Raw genomic sequence first — 19,167 nt, forward strand, 5'->3', positions numbered from 1 at the left:
TTGACGAGCGGTTCAAGTTGATTAACCTCATGCATATTAGCACAGTAATTTAACATACCCTCATCCGATTTATATGTTGGGTGAGGGTAGACAAAGCTTACTACTCTGCACTTAATTTAGCAGTGCTGAAAAATCCTGATAAATCGCTTCTAATTGAGCGACAGGATCTGTGCTTTTCAGGCGAGGCATTTTAAGCCACGCAACATGCTGCTTGGTTATGATAGCCTCTTCCTCGGGCGTGGGATCTTGCTTACTGATAACGAGTGTAATTCCCTCCTCACGAATTGCTTTTTCAAACGCCGCCAAATTTTTTGCAGCATCATCAACTGGCGTATATTGCGTAGATTCCAACTGCAAACCCTGAGTAAAATAGGCATATTCCTCTTGCATCAGCAGCACCGAGGGAGTCTTGCTTGCTTTATCCAAAGACTCCTGAACCGCATAAATGATTTTTTGTAAGCGTTGACGAGCATCATCTAACTGCTTTTGTAATGCCTCTCTTTGACTAGCATCCAATTTCTCGACCTCTCTGACAAATAAGGTCATCATCACATTAAGGTTTTCCGGATCCAACCATACCGGATGCTCCGCAATATCCAAATTAAGCAACGCAACACCCATCCCTTCGCCGTCAATCGGTGTCGCAATATCAATCGGCACTATGCGAATATGATGTCGTCGAGCCAATGGGTAGAGAAAATCCGCCGTAAAAATACTCTTAACCGAAATCACTGCATCAGCCTCTCGACTCAATGTTTCCAATTCGTCTTTTCCGCGATTTTCCAGATAGTTTAAATGACGCGAGGCAGGTAGATTCTTAGGCACAGACGATTGTATCGACAGTGTGCTGTCTTTACCGAGCATCTCGGCAATGCCGGTAGTGATCGGATGACCTGTCAGTAAAGTGGTCGCATAGGCAGACGGTAAATGCAAGCCGAGCAAAAGCATTAGAAGATGGCATTTTTTCATCACGAAAATCTCCGCATAAAATTTATCTAATCCGGACAAATTGTTTAATGACTAACAAGATCAAGAAAAAGACCCCGGCAATCAGGATAATGGCTCCCCCTGAAGGTACGGGCACATCAAAACGAATCGGCAGATAAACACCGAGCAAGGTGGCGCCGGTGGATATCAACACCGACAAATAAAAGAACTGCTTCATGGATTGTGCAACTAAACGCGCGCTGGCTGCAGGAATAACTAATAAAGCACCAACGAGAATAGCACCGATAATCTTAATCGATGCAATCGTGCAAAGAGTAATCAATAAAATAAAGATATAATCCAAAAACAACACAGGGACTTTGCGAACTCTGGCAAATTGTTGATTAAAGCTACTTATCAACAGCTCATTATAGTAATACGTCAGTAACGGTACTGTGATAACTGCAATCCCCAAAAGCAGGTATAAATCATGATCGTTAACCGTGAGCAAAGTACCGAACAAGACATTCTCAAGAATATGGACATTAATCTTGGTTGCCAATACAAGTAGAACTGAGGCACCTAAAGCAAGAGAAACCGACAAGAAAACGCCGATCAATGTATCAGTAGCTAAAGCACTCCGGTTTTTAATATAATTCAGCAATAGTGCAAAGATGAGACAATATGCAAAAAGTCCACCATAGGGATTATCGATAGGCTCATTAAGCAAAATGCCCAAGGCCACACCGGTCAACGCTGCATGTCCAGTCGCCTCCGAAAAGAAAGCTAATTTTTTAATCACGACCAAGGTACCGAAGCCGCCTAACAAAGGTCCCAAGATCAAACCTGCAAGCAAGGAATTGACAACAAACTGATAACTGAAATCACCCGGCAGATAGCCCGCTTGTGCCAATTGGATAATAAACTCTCGAATGGATTCAAACATCAATTTATCACTTATAAAATAGCCTAATGTGCCTTAGAGGAGCGTAAGAAAATCCTACTATAAAAGACAGGATCGGATAAATCACTCGGTGAACCTTGATGAATGATGCGACGATTAACAGCGATTAGATGCTGCGCATATTTTTGCACCGCCATCAAATCATGCTCAACCCAAATAATCGTCTTACCCATGGATTGTAATTCAGATAACATACTGAAAAAAAGCTCCGTACCGGGTTCATCCAGTGCAACGAGCGGCTCATCCAGCAAAATCAACTCCGGCTCGGGATAAAGCGCTTGAGCAATGACCAAGCGTTTCAACTCGCCCCCGGACAGCTTGCCTATTTTCTTATGCCGATGTGCGGACATTTCCATTTTTTGAAATAAATGCCGTATTACGGATTGATAGCGTTTATGTAAACCACTGAATATGGGCTTTTTTTGCAGTAAAATGCCGAGGAAATCCTTGCCATTCATCGGCAATTCACGATCAAAATCTATGTATTGGGGTACATAAGCGATTCTTTGCTTATCCTTACTCTGCCAATAAATACGGACATGCCCCTTATGTTGGTATTGACCCAGAATGGCTTTCAGTAAAGTCGTTTTGCCACTACCATTGGGACCGACAATAGCGGTCGTTTTTCCTTGCGGTATGCGTAGGCTGATATCCTCAATAATGTGTGTTTTCTGAAAACTCACATAGAGATTTTCCAATTCAATTTCCGGCCCGGCAGTCCCTTGATACGCAAGATTCTGCGCGTACTCTGGCAATGACATTCAAGACCCCTACTGGCTTTCCAAGATGGCTTTGACAACCTGATCAAGATTGTACGCCATGCCTTCTTCAAAGTGTTGAGCCGTATAAGCGCCATGAGTCATATGCGTCAGATCCGCCAACTTAATATTCGCTTCCTTGGCGATAGTACGAATATAGGCGTTGGGATTATCCTTTTCGGTGAATAAAATACTGATATTTTTAGCTTTAATAAGATCAATCACTTTCTTAACATGCGCAGGACTTGGCTCAATAGCATGCCCGGGCTCGACCACGGCCGAAACCTCCAAACCGAATTCACGGAATAAATAATCATAAGCAGCGTGTACGGTGGCAATTCTCAAATTGGGATTTTTTACTCCTTGCACACGACTTAAAGCATCACTACGCAATTGACGCAAACGCTTATTATAAGCACGTGCATTTTCCCTATAAAAATCAGCATTGGCGGGATCCAGCTTAGCCAACTCTTTGGCAATATGATTAACCTGTAGCATGGCCGCACTGATCGAAATAAAAGTATGAGAATTAATCACACCGTCACGTTGATTTTCATCCAGCCCCATTGTACTTAATAAAGGCACATCCTTATTGGCCTGAATAATAGGAACGTCTTTATTTTCACTGGCTTGAATCATTTTGCGAGCAAACGCATCATGCCCGATATCATTCAACACCAGCACGGTAAGCTCATTAATACGCTTAATATCCTGAGATCGTGGCTCAAACGCATGAGGATTAAAACCCTCGGGAATTAAGGGAACGATCTCGCCCTTATCTTTAATAATATTGGCTACAAAGCTATAGTAGGGGTGCAAAGTAACACCAACCACCAATTTAGCCTGTACCTGAGCTGTCAATAGAAAAAAAGAAAAAAATACCCAACAGAGACGTCTGAAAAAAGACATAAAATTCACCTTTATCATCTTTTAATTTCGTTATTCAAATTAACTCGTTGCCAACCCGCCGCAGCCAACCGATCGGCTTCAAGATGCCGCAAAGCGGGAGGCTCTACGGCTTTTGAATAAATCCATAGCTCAAACCCCTCTGTTACGCTTTTATCACGTGGCAGAATCCATAATAAATGCCCAGCGATCTCAGGCCTCTGAGAAAGACCCAGATAGTAGGTGCGACCCTCTGCGCTTAACTTGTGCCATTGATGATCACCGCGCTGCTTATTTTCCTGTACATCGGTAAAAGGCGGAAAATTATCATCAATCAATGATTGCACACTTGGCGCTTCTGTAGAGGGACTATCAAGCCATTCCTCATAAACCAACAGCAGATCCGTTACAAGCCCCTGCTCGGTCGCTTTTAAATCATAGCGTGCACTTACTTCATAAGGGGCTAAAGTATGGCGCCGACCCTCATCACGCTGATGAAAGAAGATAAAAACACCCGAGCCTATTACAATCACAATGGCAACCAAAATGACATAAAGTGTCTCTTTGGTCGCCTTATCGGGATGAACGGTCTGACAATAACCTCCCATACTAAGCTGCAAGACTATTGAATATCCGCATGATCAAGCTCCAAGATATGTCCCGGACCCGCATCGAACCTCACAAAGAATTCCTCGTCTTTGGGAATATCAAAGGCAATTTTTCCCGATTCATCGAGCTTGCCGGAGAAAAGCGTCTTTTCATCATAATTTTTAACATCAATTTGCACCCCGAACGCCGATGAACCATCGGAAAATCCACCTTGACACACGACTTGTGCATTTTGACGTTCACAATTAAGAAGCGGCGCATGCGCATACACGGCGGTACTTAAACCACTCAAACATAAGGCAACAAGAAATCTTTTCACGGCAAACTCCCGGAAATGTAATAATTAATCAAATTAATTAATGATGATGTGAGTCGGACTTAGACATAAAGGTCAATGTAGAACTCATGTTCTTGCCGTTAAACGGATCTTTGGGATCGCTTAATCGATAACCTACCTCAATAATATTAAATCCATCATTGGCGACCTTAACCGTAACAAATCCGTCTTTGTCGGTGGTATATTTTTCAGCCTCGTGAGAGAAGTAATCACCAACCACTTTAAGATCGGCGACACCCTTGCCCTCATACAACACTTGCACCTTGAGATCCTCACCTTTTTTCAAGGTAGCGGGATTAACGGCAGGAACAATTTCAAGCGCATGACCAGTAACGATAGGCTTCACACGCGAATTATTGTAAGAAACGGTATATTTCAATGACAGAGCAGAGCTTTTGGCACCGTCCACCTTATCACCGCGCTCATTTACCCATTTACCGTCTTTGTCTTGCGACCAAAAACCACCATCCATCACTGCCGTCGAAATTGCCGCATCATCACCCTCAAGAGAAACGTGATTTTCATGCTTTTTGATCGTTAAATCAAATTTTGTACCGTCACGCTTAAAACCCTTTGCTGAAACAATTTTTTTCGGGTCATAGGCATCCGTATCGGTACCTGTGTGACCATAGTTAACCGCCTGCTCACCATGAACCTGAGCAATCCATGTAGTATGTGCGTGCGCCGTAAAACTTGCGCTGAAAACAGATAAACCTAAAGATAATGCTAATGTAGATAACTTCATAAACAGTTTTCCTGAAAAACCAATATAAATCATTTTATTGATACTTTATCACTAATGTGAATAAGAATCATTTTCAAATAATAGCATGTGACCTTTGCGCTTTGCAATATATGAAAAAATTCGCTTTATTCAGTTACCGGCTGACGCATCGTCACAAACTCTTCAGCCGCTGTCGGATGGATACCGATGGTGCTATCGAAAACCGCTTTGGTTGCACCCGCCTTTATTGCGACAGCAAAACCTTGCGTAATTTCGCCGGCATCATCGCCCACCATATGCAGTCCCACGACCCTATCGTTGGCTTTATCCACCACGAGCTTCATCATGGTACGGGCACTGCTGCCGCTAAGCGTATGCTTTAGTGGTCGGAAGTCGGTGCGATAAATCACCACCTCATCAAATTGCTCACGCGCTTCTTCTTCGGTCAAGCCCACAGTACCAATATTAGGATGCGTAAAAACAGCTGTTGGAATATTGTCATAACTCAGCTTACGCTCACCCTTGCCAAATAAATAATCCACCAGCACCATGGCCTCACCGGTAGCAACAGGTGTTAACTGAACCCGATCGGTGACATCGCCTAAGGCAAAAATGGATGGGATATTGCTGCGGTAGTTTTCATCAACCAGAATCTCACCTCGTTGACCGAGTGTGACGCCCACCCTTTCTAGGCCTAAATCAGCGGTTCTAGGGACACGACCAGTGGCATACATCACGGCATCCACCTCAAGCGTGTCGTTATTTTTGAGATGCACCAGATAATGATCCGCTTTTTTCTCAATCGAGGCAACATCGCTTTGAACCCGTAGATCGACACCGGCTTTACGCATTTCCTCGCTTATATGCTGACGAATATCGCCGTCAAAGCCTCGCAACACCTGCTCGCCACGATAAAGCTGGGTAACCTGGGAGCCTAAGGCATTAAAAAAGGAGGCAAATTCACACGCAATATAACCGCCACCCACGATTAAAAAGCGTTTAGGAAATACAGGTAAATCAAACACCTCATTGGAGGTAATCACATGCTCTTTACCTGGCATGTCTGGCACCATCGGCCAACCGCCAGGCACAACTAAAATATACTTGGCGCTAAACTGCTGACCATCAACCTCAACCGTATGCTCATCAAGCAACTTGGCCCAACCGCGAATCAGTTCAGCCCCTGAATTTTTAATCAGATTATCGTAAATACCGTTTAAACGCGTGATTTCCTGAGCACGCTGACGCTTTAGCACCTCCCAATCCAAGCTAGTCTCACCCACTGACCAACCATAGCCGGCAGCTTCGCTAAAGGCCTCATTAAACTGGGCAGCATAACTATAGAGCTTTTTAGGAATACAACCGACGTTCACGCAGGTACCGCCTAAATCCTTAGACTCGGCAATCGCCACTTTTGCTCCGGCTTGAGCAGCAAAACGAGCAGCTCTCACGCCGCCACTACCTGCACCAATAACAAAAAGATCGTATTGATATTCCATAAAAACTCCCGATAAATTTAAACTTCAAAATAAATCATTAGGCAGCCGCCAATGAAACTACGACTTAGCACCTAAGTCATTTTCACCTGCTTCATAAATGACATTAGCACGACCCACCAATAAAGGATCGATTTTACCTACTGCCTTCATGTCTTTATTTGCGTAATCAAAGCGATGTAGTACGTAGCGCATCGCATTTAAACGCGCCCGTTTCTTACAATTGGATTTGACCACAGTCCACGGCGCATCACTGGTATCGGTATGGTAGAACATCGCCTCTTTAGCGGCAGTATAATCATCCCATTTATCAAGCGAAGCCAAGTCAACCGGTGATAGCTTCCACTGCTTTAGGGGATGCGTCTGACGTTGCTTAAAGCGACGCAATTGCTCATCACGACTCACCGAGAACCAGAATTTAATTAAGTGAATGCCACTCGACACCAAGTTTCGCTCAAATTCTGGCACTTGACGCATAAACTCCATGTACTGCGCATCGGTACAGAAACCCATCACCCGTTCCACCCCGGCGCGATTATACCAAGAGCGGTCAAATAACACGATTTCACCCTTGGTCGGCAAGTGCTGTACATAGCGTTGGAAGTACCACTGACCTGACTCTGTCTCGGTAGGCTTTTGTAGGGCCACTACGCGTGCAAAACGTGGGTTTAAATGCTCCATAAAGCGCTTAATGGTGCCCCCCTTACCGGCAGCATCACGACCTTCAAAAATAATTACCACACGCTCGCCAGTCTCTTGTACCCACGACTGCAACTTCAACAATTCAACTTGCAGATCGTACTTTTGGTACTCATAATTACGGCGTGACATCAGGTATTTGTAGGGATACACACCCTCAACATCATAATCGTCTGCTAATACACGATCATATTCGGCTGCTCGTGCTGCGGCCATGCGACGTCTTTCTGAGCGAATTGCGCGCACCAGATCACGACGCTCATCATCCGCCAAGCTATCTAAGAGATCACGAATAAACTCCTGCTGCTCCTCAAAAGGCGCAGACAGCTTTTCGCCTAATAACTGTGAAATAATTTGCACCTGGCGATCATGCTTCGCATCAATGCGGTCCTCTACGAAGAGCTTACGCGTTTCGTCAAGGCTGTCACCGTATAAGGTATCACCCTCAATGCTTTCAATTAACTTGCCAAGACGCTCAACGCTATTTTCCAACTCCTCCTTGCGCGCTTCGAGAATTTCCTTAATATCATCGGTGTCAGTGATGCTTTGTGGCGTAGCTGTATCAAGCTTGCTTGGCTCGATGACTTTGGCTTGCTTTGCTGGTCTTGTCGCTGGTGCTTTTCTGCTTGGCGCCTTAGTGGCAGGGGAAGCTTTTTTAGCCGTGGTGCGACGGGTTTTAGCTGCGGTGGAGGTCTTTTTAGCTGCCGTTGTGCCAGTCTTAGCTGCTACCCCGGTTTTTTTAGTGGCCGCTGAGGTGGTTTTGACCGCTTTAGCCACTTTTTTGACCGCTTTAGTCGCTTTTTTGGCAGTCGCTTTCTTAGCGCTACTCGCCTTTTTACCTACGCTAGTCGCGCCTTTGGCTGCAGCGGCTACGCTAGGGTCTGGGATTGTACTAATGTCTGTTGTGTTTTGATCCATCGCTAAACCTACCTTTTTATTTTATATGCTTAAGAAAAACTGTATATTTAGATTATACTAGGCTCTAAAAAGCGATGAATTAAATCAAATTAATATCATGGGATATTTTCAGGATATGACACAACGTACCTTATCGATCGCTGGCGTTGATCCCTCTGGCGGCGCTGGTGTTTTAGCCGACATTAAAACCATGAGTGCCCTTGACACCTATGCCTGCGGTGTGGTTGCCGCACTGACTGCACAAAGCACTCAGGGCGTGACCGGGGTGATGCCAGTACCGCCCGAGTTTATTCGTTTGCAGCTCAAAACCCTTTTTAACGATGTTCAAATCGACGCCATTAAATTGGGCATGCTTGGTGAAAGTCCAGTGATCGAAGCGGTTGCCGAAGAGCTAATCGCCTATGAGGGACATCGTCATTGCATCTTGGATCCCGTGATGGTGGCTAAGGGTGGCGATCAATTGCTACCGCATTCCTCAGTACCCACCTTGATTGAGGCGTTGATCCCGCAAACCACGATGATTACGCCGAACCTACCGGAAGCGTCGATCTTAGCCTCACAGTCCACCCCTGAGACCAAGAAGCAAATGTATCAACTAGCTGAAAAGCTGCATCAGCTGTTCAAGCAAACTGATGAACGTTGGGTACTACTTAAAGGGGGTCATTTACCGCACAATGAACTGGTCGATTTACTATTTAACGGCGACCAAATGATCGAACTACCTAATCAGCGCATTGACACCAAAAACACCCATGGCACAGGTTGTACATATGCGGCTGCCATTTGCGCCCTCGCCACCCGCGACGATGATATTGTTCGAGCCACCAAAGACGCCAAAGCCTATTTAATCAAAGCCATTGAGCGTGCCGATGAGATGGAGGTAGGTTCAGGTCATGGCCCCCTACATCATTTCCATCAATGGTGGTAAATCCCTAGTTTTAATTTAGTTTAAGCGTTAAAATTAAGCAATTTCAGAATTTATTGATGTTCCCACGCAACGTTTGATAATTGAGAGTCGGGTATGAATAAACCTATTAATTCCCTAGAGCTTAGCCGCTACAACATGGTTGAGCAACAAATTCGCCCTTGGGGTATTCTTGACGATAAGGTCTTGGACGCCTTATTAGCGCTAGATCGCACTCGCTTTATGGATCCTAAGTATCATAATATTGCCTTTGCCGATCTAGAGGTACCGATTGAGGTAGACGGCAGCAAAACCGGCGAATCCATGCTCTGCCCCAAGATGGAGGCACTGTTTGCTCAGGAATTACAGCTTCAGCCTGAAGACTCTGTACTAGAAATTGGTACCGGTAGTGGTTTCCAAGCCGCCTTACTAAGCCGTCTCTGTCGACAGGTGCACAGTGTAGAGATTGATTCTCGCATTGCGGCCCAAGCTCAGAAAAACTTAAGACAAGCTGGCATCACCAATGTACAGGTAGAGGTTGGTGATGGCCGTGCCGGCTGGGGTAATAACGAGTTTAATGCCATTTTAGTGACTGGCTCGGTACCCACTGTGGCGGATTCATTAAAGTATCAACTAGCGATTGGCGGTCGTTTGATTATTACCGTTGGTCAAGCCCCATTAATGGAAGTGCATCGTATTGTGCGCACGGATGCCGCCAATTTTGAATCCGAGGTGCTATTAGAAAGCTATATCAAGCCACTGCGTGGCGCCGTAGCCTCAAACTTTAAGTTCTAACTTTGGGGCGCCCGAGTCAGAACACACACATTAACCGGTATCTTGATACCGGTTTTTTATTGTCTGATTTTTTTGACCAAGGCCGTGGTTGAGCGCTCGTAGACAAAAGGAATCGCCACTGCCCTGCCGCCCCAACTCTCAACCAACGTCGTTTCAGGCAACAAATGCATTTGATAATCACCGCCCTTAACAATCACATCAGGCCTTAAACGTTCAATCAGCTGATAAGGCGTATCCTCACTAAAATGAGTTACTGCGCTCACGCTAGATAACGCCGCTAGCAAGGCCTGCCTATCTTCGCAACAATTTAAAGGACGCTCCTCACCCTTAGCCAGGCGCTTCACCGAATCGTCCGTATTAACCGCCACAATCAAGCTAGCACCTAACTGTGCTGCCTGGTCCAAATAACTGACATGACCGCGGTGCAAAATATCAAAGACCCCATTGGTAAAGATTAAAGGTCGCTTTAGCCTACCCTCGTCCAAGGCCTTTAAACACTCGTCCACAGTTAATATCTTATGTTCGAAGCGGATGTTCATAACTATCTCCAGTAAATCACAGCTAACACGGCAATGACTAATTGAGATATTGCCATCACATATAAGAGGAAACGATTATTTTTTTGGGATCGTCGCAGTGCCTTTAGCTCCGCGGCGATTTTAGGTAAATTGCCCTGCTCACTCAAGGCCGTATGCACTAAGCGCGGCACCTCTGGTAATAACTGAGCCCAATGCACCGATTCCTTTTTAAGCTTTTGCAATACACCTTGAGGCCCTACACGCTGATACATCCAGCGCTCCAAAAAAGGCTTGGCAGTTTGCCATAAATCCAGATCGGGATCGAGCTGTCGACCCATGCCCTCTACATTTAATAGGGTTTTTTGTAGCAGCACCAATTGCGGCTGAATTTCCACATTAAAGCGCTTAGAGGTTTGGAATAAACGCATTAATACCGCACCTAAAGAAATTTCCGATAATGGCAAATCAAAATAGGGCTCGCACACTGCGCGCACTGCCGCCTCTAACTCCTCCTCGCGCGTCTCCGGTGGTACCCAAGCCGATTCAATATGTAATTGAGCCACGCGCCGATAATCACGCTGGAAGAAAGCCAAAAAGTTTTGTGCCAAGTAGTTTTTGTCAAACTCGGACAAGGTACCCACAATCCCGAAATCCAAGGCCGCATAACGACCCCTAGCATCAATATCTTGGGTCACGAGGATATTACCCGGATGCATATCAGCATGGAAAAAACCATCATCAAAGACCTGAGTAAAGAAAATCTCTACCCCCTCGCGTGCGAGCTTTTTAATATCCACACCCTGGGCTTGAAGCTGTGCCATCTGATTAATGGGTATGCCCTCAATCCACTCCATGGTAAACACCTGGCTTGAGGTCAGTGGCCAATAAACCTCGGGCACCTTAAGCAGTTTTTCACGTCCTTCGAGTTCAAAATTACGGCGTAACTGACTGCAATTTGAGGCTTCAATCTGCAGATCTAATTCATCATGTAAATACTTATCGAATTCAGCCACCACCTCTTTAGGACGTAAGCGACGCCCATCAGGTAATAACCAATGCACCACCGCTGCGGCTGAACGCATTAAAGCCAAATCGCTTTCAATGGTTTTAATAATGCCGGGGCGCAAAATCTTCACCGCCACTTGTTTTGCATCATGGGTTTCGGCACGATGCACCTGGGCCACTGAAGCCGAGGCAATAGGTTCACGCTCAAAGCGAGCAAATAACTGCGCAATTGGCTTACGCAGTGACTTCTCAACAATTGCCACCGCCTCTTCAGAGGAAAAGGGCGGCACCCTGTCCTGTAAGGCGACTAATTCCTCAGCAATGCCCATTGGCACAATATCGGGACGGGTGGAGAGTACCTGACCAAACTTTACATAAATTGGCCCCAAACTTTCTAAAGCAAGACGTAGTCGCACGCCACGCGGCTCTTTGTACTTAGACTTTCTACCAAAAAAACTGATAATGCGTCGTAACAAAGGACGTTGAGGAATGGCATCGATCAACAATTCCTCCAAGCCATATTTGTACATGACAAAGAGAATAATAAAGGCTCTGAATCTAAACATGCTGAACTCCGCTATTGACCCTTAGCCAAAGTACTTTCTAAGGCACCTAAACGCTGCTCTAAGGCCTCAATCTCACGATTCAGATCATTAAACTGAACGCTTGCCACTAAAATTTCTTGATCATAGCTAAGACTGTCGGCACCGACTCTCAATAAAGTCTTCACACCCGCTTGCCCCCGCTCCAACAGCAGACGTTCGGTTCTAAGTAAATGCGACGTTAATACGGGGCCAATCAAATTAGCTAGATACGACGCTCGATCCCAACGCAAATCACGCGCCAGATCGGAAACTAAATTTGCCAAACCCGCCTCACCCTCAATGTATACATAAGACATCAAGCGCTTAATATCCGGCGTGCTACCAGGCTTAGCACGACTTAATTCCTGTAGCAAGGCACTCATATCCTCTGCCTTCACGGTGACGATAACATTTGGCACCGCCTCCTTCTCGCTCAAAGCCACTAAGCCATGCGCATTGATACTTAAAACCAAGGAAGACAGCGGCAATTGAAATTTGACTGTCTTGCCGAGGTACTGCCGCATACGCTCTTGCGCCCAAGGTTCTTGCTGCAGCAAGGAATTAAATAAACGAACCAAGATCAACTTTGGCTGAAACAGGGAGGACAGCATACAAATCCCGATTAAATTAAAAAAGATAGTTTAGCTTATCGAGCCGATAAAATGGTAAAGGCTTCTTTAAAAAAGAAGCCTTTATACCTAAAACAAGTCACGCTGAAAAGCGCTGGCACTAAGACGCATAGCCCCCAGGGATTTGTTGAATCCCGGCAACTAACCAGCCACTATCCGCTGTCTTGTAGAGATTCCAAACCTCCTCAAAGCGGAAAGCCTCTTGACCCGGCTCCTCACGCAACATACCGGAGAAGCGCACACTCGCTAAATGACCGCCGGCCACCTGCTCCATGCCGAGTAATTCAGCGTTAAGCAATACCACTTCGGTAGGGTGTGCCCCTTGCTCGGCCTGCTCACGGATTTGTGGGCTCAACTCTGTCAGCAAATCTTCTGTCAAGAACTCCTTTAATTGCTCCACATCGCCCCGATCCCATAAGCCCTGGATACGCACAAACTGCTCCTTGGCCACCTTAAGGAAGGTCATGGTATCAAAACCTGCAGGCACAAACCACGAAGGATCGACTGGTTGTGGACTCTCCATCGACTCAGCGACTGGCTGCGCTGCTGCGGAGGGCTGCGCTTCCGGCGCACGATTAAACACACCTGGAGCGCGCGGTGGTTGTTGCGTATAGTCATGTGTCTCACGCTGGCTATAAAAATCCTGTGCGGCACCTTGCTGTGCACCAAAGGCACCCTGAGTGGCAGGTTTAGCCTGATTGCCACGCAAGCGACGTACCACAAACATCACCGCAAAAATCACAAGAGCAATTAAAATCGCGCTTGATAAAAACTCTAACAAGGCACCGCTCAGACCTAAGCTAGATAATAAGGCGGCGATACCCAAACCGGCGGCAATACCAGCAATGGGTCCCAAAAAGCGGGACATACCGGAGCGCTGAGCCTGGGCTCCAGCAGCTGCCGCACCGCTACGATTAGGCGTGGCCTGATTAGCATTCGGGGCGCTTTGTTGTTGATTAGCACGAGGCGCCTGTGCCGGTGTGCGATTCTTCATAACATTAGAGGATTGGCGACCGAAACTACTACCGCCACCCATACGACGAGCCTCTGCTTCGTCCATCGTAACGCCAAGCATGGTCAGCGTAGAAATCACGATGGTAAAAGCGGCAACTAAGCGAGAAAATGATTTGCGCATAACATAAAGCCTTTTAAAAAATCTTTAAAAAAATGATCCTGCAGGTACTTAGACCGACAATTATCACTAAAGTTTTAAACCCTCATGCAAGGCTACCACACCTGCTGTCAGGTTGTTGTAATTTACGCGATCAAAACCGACATTTCTCATCAGCTCAGCAAGCGTCTCCTGATCTGGATGCATACGAATCGACTCGGCTAAATAAGTGTAGCTGTCAGCATCACTGGCCACGTACTTACCTAATACGGGTAAAACATTAAAAGAGTACAAATCATAGATCGGCGCCAAAGGCTTGTAAACCTTGGAAAACTCTAATACTAACAAACGCCCACCCGGCTTTAAGACACGGTACATTTCTGCTAAGGCTTGATCCTTGTGCGTCATATTACGTAGGCCAAAGGCCACGGTCACCAGATCAAAATAATTATCCTCAAAAGGCAAATGCTCGGCATCACAGACGACGGAGGGCACTAAAAAGCCCTGATCCAACAGGCGATCACGACCGACCGCCAACATGGAGCTATTAATATCCGTATGCCACACCTCCCCGCTGGTACCTACCCGCTTGGCAAAGGCGATGGCTAAATCGCCCGTACCGCTGGCAATATCCAACACCTTCATGCCCTCACGCAGACGGGCTTTGCCGATGGTGAACTTCTTCCACAGGCGATGCAAACCACCTGACATCAAATCATTCATCAGATCGTACTTGGCTGCCACTGAATGGAAAACTTCAGCCACGCGGCCAGCCTTTTCATCCTCTCGCACCGTACTGTAGCCGAAATGCGTTTGGGCCGGTGCCTGGCCTGCGGTGACGCTCTGCTCTTGGCCTAAAACCTCCTCGCTCACTGACGGCTGAGAGGTATTTTTAGGCGCTTGCGGTTGTGTATCCATGGTATTCTTTCCGTAATGTCACAAACATGTCATATTCAATCGTTATGATTGGCAAAGCTGCTATATCAATACAAATAGCACCGCTAGCACGAATCAAAACCTATTAACTTTAACATTTTACTTCATTATGGCAAGCACTATTCTCGTAGTTGAAGACGAACCGGCAATTCAGGAATTAATTGCCGTCAATTTAACTTTTGCTGGTCACAAGGTATTACGTGCCGATGATGCCGAGCAAGCAAAGTTACTGATCGATGCTGAACTGCCCGATTTAATCTTACTTGATTGGATGCTGCCCGGTCTTTCAGGCTTACAAATGGCGCGCCAACTGCGCAACAATGAACGCACCAAGGAAGTGCCGATTATTATGCTGACCGCTAAAGGTGAGGAAAGCGACAAGGTTGAGGGTTTGGAAAGCGGTGCCGACGACTATATTACCAAGCCTTTTTCACCCAAGGAATTGATGGCCCGTATTAAGGCGGTATTACGCCGCCGCGCGCCGCAATTAACCGATGATGAAATTGAGATCAACGGTCTACACTTGGATCCGGTATCTCACCGTGTTAAGGGTAATGGCAAGGAAATCGCTTTAGGTCCAACCGAATTCCGCCTACTGCACTTCTTTATGACCCATCCAGAGCGGGTTTATAGCCGCAACCAATTATTAGATCAGGTGTGGGGCGACCATGTCTTTTTGGAAGAGCGTACCGTCGATGTGCATATTCGTCGCCTGCGCAAAGCTTTAAACAGCACCGCACATGATCAGATGATTGAAACTGTGCGTGGTAGCGGTTATCGCTTTACTACAAAAAGCAATTAGTATCAGCTAAACTACTAAATTCCTATCTTCTGATTGAAATTTAGCGCTGGAGTATTGATGCGATTCAAATCACGGCTTATCTTTTTTGCCCTTCTCACGGTTTTTTTTGTTTTATTACAAGTGCAATTTGAGATAAGCTGGGCGATATTTCTTTATGCGCTCTGTATTTTTATCTACTTATTGCTAGATTTTAAGAAGTACAAACAAGCCGCTAACTGGGCTCAGACGCCGTCTGAGCCACCGCCGCCGCATGTGGGATTATATGAGGACATCATTCATCCTATCTATCGACATTTACGTCAACAAAGTCGCTATATAGAAAATCTAGAGCATACCAGTAACACCATCCTCTCCGCCGCTCAAGCACTACCCTATGCTGCGATTACCCTAACGCCCGACTACCATATTGAGTGGGCAAATACCTTAGCGATGAGGATTTTGGGCATTAATCCCACCAAAGATGTGGGTTTTAATATTTTTAATCTCGTGCGTTTCCCCGAGTTTTATGACTATGCAAAAGGCGGCGAGTGGGATAAAGCGTTGATTTTAGAGTCGCATCAGAATAATAAAGATATTATTTTGCGTTTTGAATTGACGCGTCACTCTAGTCGCGGCTTTTTACTGCTGTGCCAAGATATTACTCACCTGGAAAGACTACGTACGGCACAACAAGATTTTGTGGCCAATGTGTCGCATGAGTTACGCACCCCTTTAACCGTACTGATTGGCTTTTTAGAAACGATTAATGACTTACCACCACATGCTCTAAGTGAGGAGCAACTTGCGCATTACGGCACCTTAATGCGTGAACAAGCCCATCGGATGCAAGCTATTGTGGCCGATTTACTGACCCTCTCTACCTTAGAGTCCAGCCAACTAAGCGGCGGCGAAAGCATCAAGTTGAGCTCCTTAATTAATGTTGCCTCAACCCAAGCTGAAACGCTGTCCAATGGTCAGCATGAGTTTACATACTCGATTGATCCGGAACTCAATGTTTTCGGTAACCAAACCGAACTACTGTCAGCCATTACCAATTTAATGACCAATGCAGTGCGTTATACACCGGCTGGTGGCAGCATTCAGGTACGCTGGGGGCTCAAAGCTAACGGGGATGCTGTGTTTAGCGTCAAGGATACTGGCTTAGGGGTTGCGCCGCAGGATATTCCTCGCTTAACCGAGCGCTTTTACCGCGTGGATAAAAGCCGCTCCCGAGCTTCTGGCGGCACCGGTCTGGGTCTAGCCATCACCAAGCATATTGTGCTTCGCCATAACGCTCAACTCAAAATTGAAAGTGCCCTGCACAAAGGCAGTACCTTTAGTATTATTTTCCCTAAAGATGTGATAACCTGAGATGTTATTCCTATATACACTTTAGCTAATTAGCACCTCAGATCATGGCTGTAGACAACTATCTTAAACGCATTTTGACTTCTAAAGTCTATGACGTTGCTTTTGAAACTCCCCTCGAAAGGGCCAACATCCTCTCTGCCCGTATGCACAATACGATTTTACTAAAGCGCGAGGATATGCAATCGGTGTTCAGCTTTAAGATACGTGGTGCCTACAATAAAATGGCCAATCTTCCCGAGGAGGCTTTAAAGCGCGGTGTGATTGCCGCCTCAGCCGGTAACCATGCCCAAGGCGTGGCCTACTCTGCCAACAAGCTTGGCTGTAGAGCCGTGATTGTGATGCCGGTGTCGACCCCTGAGGTCAAGGTGAATGCGGTTAAGCGCTTTGGTGGTGAGGTCGTGTTACATGGTGACAGCTATTCTGATGCCTACGCTCACTCGGTCAAGCTGCAGGAGCAAGAGGGCCTAACCTTTGTCCACCCCTTTGACGATCCCGATGTGATTGCCGGTCAAGGTACCGTGGCGATGGAAATTTTACAGCAACACCCTAATCATATTGATGCGGTTTTCGTACCCATTGGTGGGGGTGGTTTAATTGCCGGCGTGGCCGCTTATATTAAAGCGCTCAAGCCTCAAACCAAGATCATCGGCGTACAGACTGAGGATTCCTGTGCCATGGTAAAAAGTGTGCAACGCAATCGCCGGGTTAATTTACCAGAAGTCGGTCTTTTTTCTGACGGTACGGCGGTGAAGCAGGTAGGTGCCGAGACCTTCCGCCTGACCAAGCTGCATGTGGATGATTTTATTACCGTGACCACGGATGAGGTGTGTGCAGCGATTAAGGATGTGTTCCAAGATACGCGTAATGTCTTAGAACCCTCCGGCGCACTCTCACTGGCCGGCACGAAAAAATATATTCAACAGCATCAGCTACGGGACTGTACCTTTGTAGCAATTAATAGCGGCGCTAATATGAACTTCGACCGCTTGCGCTTTGTGGCTGAGCGTGCCGATGTGGGTGAGGCGACAGAAGCGCTGCTAGCCGTGACGATTCCTGAAGAAAGGGGTAGTTTCAGACGCCTTTGTGAGGCGGTAGGCAATCGTCCCGTAACGGAGTTTAACTATCGCATTTCACATGCAGATATTGCACATATTTTCTTAGGGGTCGCCATTCATAACGCGAGTGAAGCGGATGAGCTCCATCAGGAAATTAAAAAAGCCGGCTTTGAAGTGCATGACCTCAGCAAAAACAGCCTAGCCAAAACGCATTTGCGCTATATGGTAGGAGGCCACTCACCCTTTGCGGTTAATGAGCAACTGTTTAGATTTGAGTTTCCGGAAAAGCCTGGTGCCTTGAAAAACTTCTTAGGGCAAATGAATCCGGATTGGAATATCAGCTTATTCCACTACCGCAATAATGGCGGCGACTCTGGCCAGGTTTTGGTCGGCATTCAAGTACCGGAAAAAGATAATCCGCAATTAAAAAGCTTTTTAGCCAATATCGGCTATCCCTATGTGGATGAGACGGATAATCCGGGCTATAAATGGTTCCTCGGTAGCCACTAGCCTAGTGATAGGTAGCCCAAACCTGTGTCATGGGCTACCATCATACTGTGCGCTATGCACTAAAACTGACACACCGCAAATACGTTAAGCCCCTCTTCCTCGATCAACTTAGAGCCACCGAGCTCGGGCAAATCAATAATACACACCGCTTCCACGACATTGGCCCCCAAACGCTGTAGCAAACGGCTCGCTGCCAACATCGTACCGCCGGTAGCAATTAAATCATCCACCAATAAAACGCGCTGCCCTGGACGCACGGCGTCAGTATGAATTTCTACGGAGGAGGTACCGTACTCTAGCTCATAATCCTCGCACAAGGTATCAAAGGGCAATTTACCCTTTTTGCGCACTGGCACAAAACCAACATTTAGTTCATAAGCCAGCACACTACCGACAATAAAACCACGCGCATCTACCCCAGCCACCAAATCGATACGAGTACGCATATAGCGATACACGAAAATATCAATGAGCGAACGAAAACAGACGGGGTCCTGCAAAACAGGGGTAATATCCCTAAAGGTAACGCCCTTTTCAGGCCAGTCGGGAATATTACGAATCGTGTTAAGAACACGTTGGCGGGGGTCAGTGATACTCATCTCTGTTGCAGCTCTTAAACAATGAAAACACAGCGTTTCATTATAACGATTA

General features: G+C 46.4%; 20 protein-coding genes. 5 read left to right on the top strand and 15 right to left on the bottom strand.

Going from position 1 to position 19,167, the window contains the following annotated elements:
• Positions 1–111: 111 nt before the first annotated feature.
• The 9 genes from HMPREF3179_RS09950 to ppk2 all read right to left on the bottom strand — a co-directional run bounded on the left by HMPREF3179_RS09950 (position 112) and on the right by ppk2 (position 8,176).
• Positions 112–969 carry a metal ABC transporter solute-binding protein, Zn/Mn family gene (locus HMPREF3179_RS09950; RefSeq protein ID WP_082145020.1) on the bottom strand — a complete coding sequence of 286 codons (858 nt, stop codon included), beginning with the start codon at positions 967–969 and terminating at the stop codon, positions 112–114.
• A gap of 22 nt (positions 970–991) precedes the next feature.
• A complete protein-coding gene (locus HMPREF3179_RS09955) occupies positions 992–1,876 on the bottom strand; it encodes a metal ABC transporter permease (protein WP_048767984.1) in 885 nt (294 codons plus the stop codon).
• 20 nt (positions 1,877–1,896) lie between these two features.
• The gene (locus HMPREF3179_RS09960; protein WP_070471017.1) at positions 1,897–2,652 is read right to left on the bottom strand and encodes a metal ABC transporter ATP-binding protein; all 756 of its coding nucleotides are present in this window, start codon (positions 2,650–2,652) and stop codon (positions 1,897–1,899) included.
• A 9-nt stretch (positions 2,653–2,661) separates the two neighbouring features.
• Positions 2,662–3,558: a metal ABC transporter solute-binding protein, Zn/Mn family gene (locus tag HMPREF3179_RS09965; RefSeq protein WP_048767990.1), complete on the bottom strand. Its 897-nt coding sequence runs from the start codon at positions 3,556–3,558 to the stop codon at positions 2,662–2,664.
• A gap of 14 nt (positions 3,559–3,572) precedes the next feature.
• Entirely contained in the window at positions 3,573–4,142 is a 570-nt protein-coding gene (locus HMPREF3179_RS09970) for a DUF6162 family protein (RefSeq protein WP_048767993.1), read from the bottom strand.
• Between the two features lie 14 nt (positions 4,143–4,156).
• Positions 4,157–4,462, bottom strand: coding sequence for a hypothetical protein (locus HMPREF3179_RS09975; RefSeq protein ID WP_048767995.1), 306 nt, complete (start codon positions 4,460–4,462; stop codon positions 4,157–4,159).
• Between the two features lie 37 nt (positions 4,463–4,499).
• Positions 4,500–5,225 carry a DUF4198 domain-containing protein gene (locus tag HMPREF3179_RS09980; RefSeq protein WP_048767998.1) on the bottom strand — a complete coding sequence of 242 codons (726 nt, stop codon included), beginning with the start codon at positions 5,223–5,225 and terminating at the stop codon, positions 4,500–4,502.
• Between the two features lie 125 nt (positions 5,226–5,350).
• A complete protein-coding gene (gorA, locus tag HMPREF3179_RS09985) occupies positions 5,351–6,703 on the bottom strand; it encodes a glutathione-disulfide reductase (protein WP_070471018.1) in 1,353 nt (450 codons plus the stop codon).
• 57 nt (positions 6,704–6,760) lie between these two features.
• Positions 6,761–8,176 carry a polyphosphate kinase 2 gene (ppk2, locus tag HMPREF3179_RS09990; protein WP_371441421.1) on the bottom strand — a complete coding sequence of 472 codons (1,416 nt, stop codon included), beginning with the start codon at positions 8,174–8,176 and terminating at the stop codon, positions 6,761–6,763.
• A gap of 256 nt (positions 8,177–8,432) precedes the next feature.
• Between ppk2 and thiD the strand changes: the two genes are divergently transcribed.
• Complete coding sequence (gene thiD / locus HMPREF3179_RS09995; RefSeq protein WP_070471041.1) at positions 8,433–9,245, top strand: bifunctional hydroxymethylpyrimidine kinase/phosphomethylpyrimidine kinase; 813 nt, start codon at positions 8,433–8,435, stop codon at positions 9,243–9,245.
• 93 nt (positions 9,246–9,338) lie between these two features.
• Positions 9,339–10,016 carry a protein-L-isoaspartate O-methyltransferase family protein gene (locus HMPREF3179_RS10000; protein WP_018025874.1) on the top strand — a complete coding sequence of 226 codons (678 nt, stop codon included), beginning with the start codon at positions 9,339–9,341 and terminating at the stop codon, positions 10,014–10,016.
• A 56-nt stretch (positions 10,017–10,072) separates the two neighbouring features.
• Here HMPREF3179_RS10000 and rfaE2 read toward each other — a convergent pair whose 3' ends face one another.
• The 5 genes from rfaE2 to ubiE all read right to left on the bottom strand — a co-directional run bounded on the left by rfaE2 (position 10,073) and on the right by ubiE (position 14,781).
• Complete coding sequence (rfaE2, locus tag HMPREF3179_RS10005) at positions 10,073–10,555, bottom strand: D-glycero-beta-D-manno-heptose 1-phosphate adenylyltransferase (protein WP_018025875.1); 483 nt, start codon at positions 10,553–10,555, stop codon at positions 10,073–10,075.
• Between the two features lie 2 nt (positions 10,556–10,557).
• Positions 10,558–12,105 (bottom strand): ubiquinone biosynthesis regulatory protein kinase UbiB, encoded by a 1,548-nt coding sequence (ubiB, locus tag HMPREF3179_RS10010; protein WP_070471022.1) that lies wholly within the window; start codon positions 12,103–12,105, stop codon positions 10,558–10,560.
• An 11-nt stretch (positions 12,106–12,116) separates the two neighbouring features.
• Entirely contained in the window at positions 12,117–12,701 is a 585-nt protein-coding gene (locus HMPREF3179_RS10015) for a ubiquinone biosynthesis accessory factor UbiJ (RefSeq protein ID WP_231552474.1), read from the bottom strand.
• A 151-nt stretch (positions 12,702–12,852) separates the two neighbouring features.
• Positions 12,853–13,887, bottom strand: coding sequence for a Tim44 domain-containing protein (locus tag HMPREF3179_RS10020; RefSeq protein ID WP_070471024.1), 1,035 nt, complete (start codon positions 13,885–13,887; stop codon positions 12,853–12,855).
• Positions 13,888–13,953: 66 nt separating this feature from the next.
• Positions 13,954–14,781: a bifunctional demethylmenaquinone methyltransferase/2-methoxy-6-polyprenyl-1,4-benzoquinol methylase UbiE gene (gene ubiE / locus HMPREF3179_RS10025; RefSeq protein WP_246824444.1), complete on the bottom strand. Its 828-nt coding sequence runs from the start codon at positions 14,779–14,781 to the stop codon at positions 13,954–13,956.
• Positions 14,782–14,908: 127 nt separating this feature from the next.
• Here ubiE and phoB point away from each other — a divergent pair, with 127 nt between their 5' ends.
• Genes phoB through ilvA form a run of 3 tightly spaced genes read left to right on the top strand, consistent with a single transcriptional unit; the run spans position 14,909 to position 18,516 of the window.
• Positions 14,909–15,601 carry a phosphate regulon transcriptional regulator PhoB gene (phoB, locus tag HMPREF3179_RS10030; protein ID WP_070471025.1) on the top strand — a complete coding sequence of 231 codons (693 nt, stop codon included), beginning with the start codon at positions 14,909–14,911 and terminating at the stop codon, positions 15,599–15,601.
• A gap of 57 nt (positions 15,602–15,658) precedes the next feature.
• Positions 15,659–16,951: a phosphate regulon sensor histidine kinase PhoR gene (gene phoR, locus HMPREF3179_RS10035; RefSeq protein WP_070471027.1), complete on the top strand. Its 1,293-nt coding sequence runs from the start codon at positions 15,659–15,661 to the stop codon at positions 16,949–16,951.
• A gap of 44 nt (positions 16,952–16,995) precedes the next feature.
• On the top strand, positions 16,996–18,516 hold the full coding sequence (ilvA, locus tag HMPREF3179_RS10040) for a threonine ammonia-lyase, biosynthetic (protein WP_036558003.1): 1,521 nt from the start codon (positions 16,996–16,998) through the stop codon (positions 18,514–18,516).
• Positions 18,517–18,575: 59 nt separating this feature from the next.
• Here ilvA and HMPREF3179_RS10045 read toward each other — a convergent pair whose 3' ends face one another.
• Positions 18,576–19,115, bottom strand: coding sequence for an adenine phosphoribosyltransferase (locus HMPREF3179_RS10045; protein WP_018025883.1), 540 nt, complete (start codon positions 19,113–19,115; stop codon positions 18,576–18,578).
• Positions 19,116–19,167: the final 52 nt, after the last annotated feature.

It is taken from the genome of Oligella sp. HMSC09E12 (assembly GCF_001808505.1).
GTDB classification, from domain to species: domain Bacteria; phylum Pseudomonadota; class Gammaproteobacteria; order Burkholderiales; family Burkholderiaceae_B; genus Oligella; species Oligella urethralis.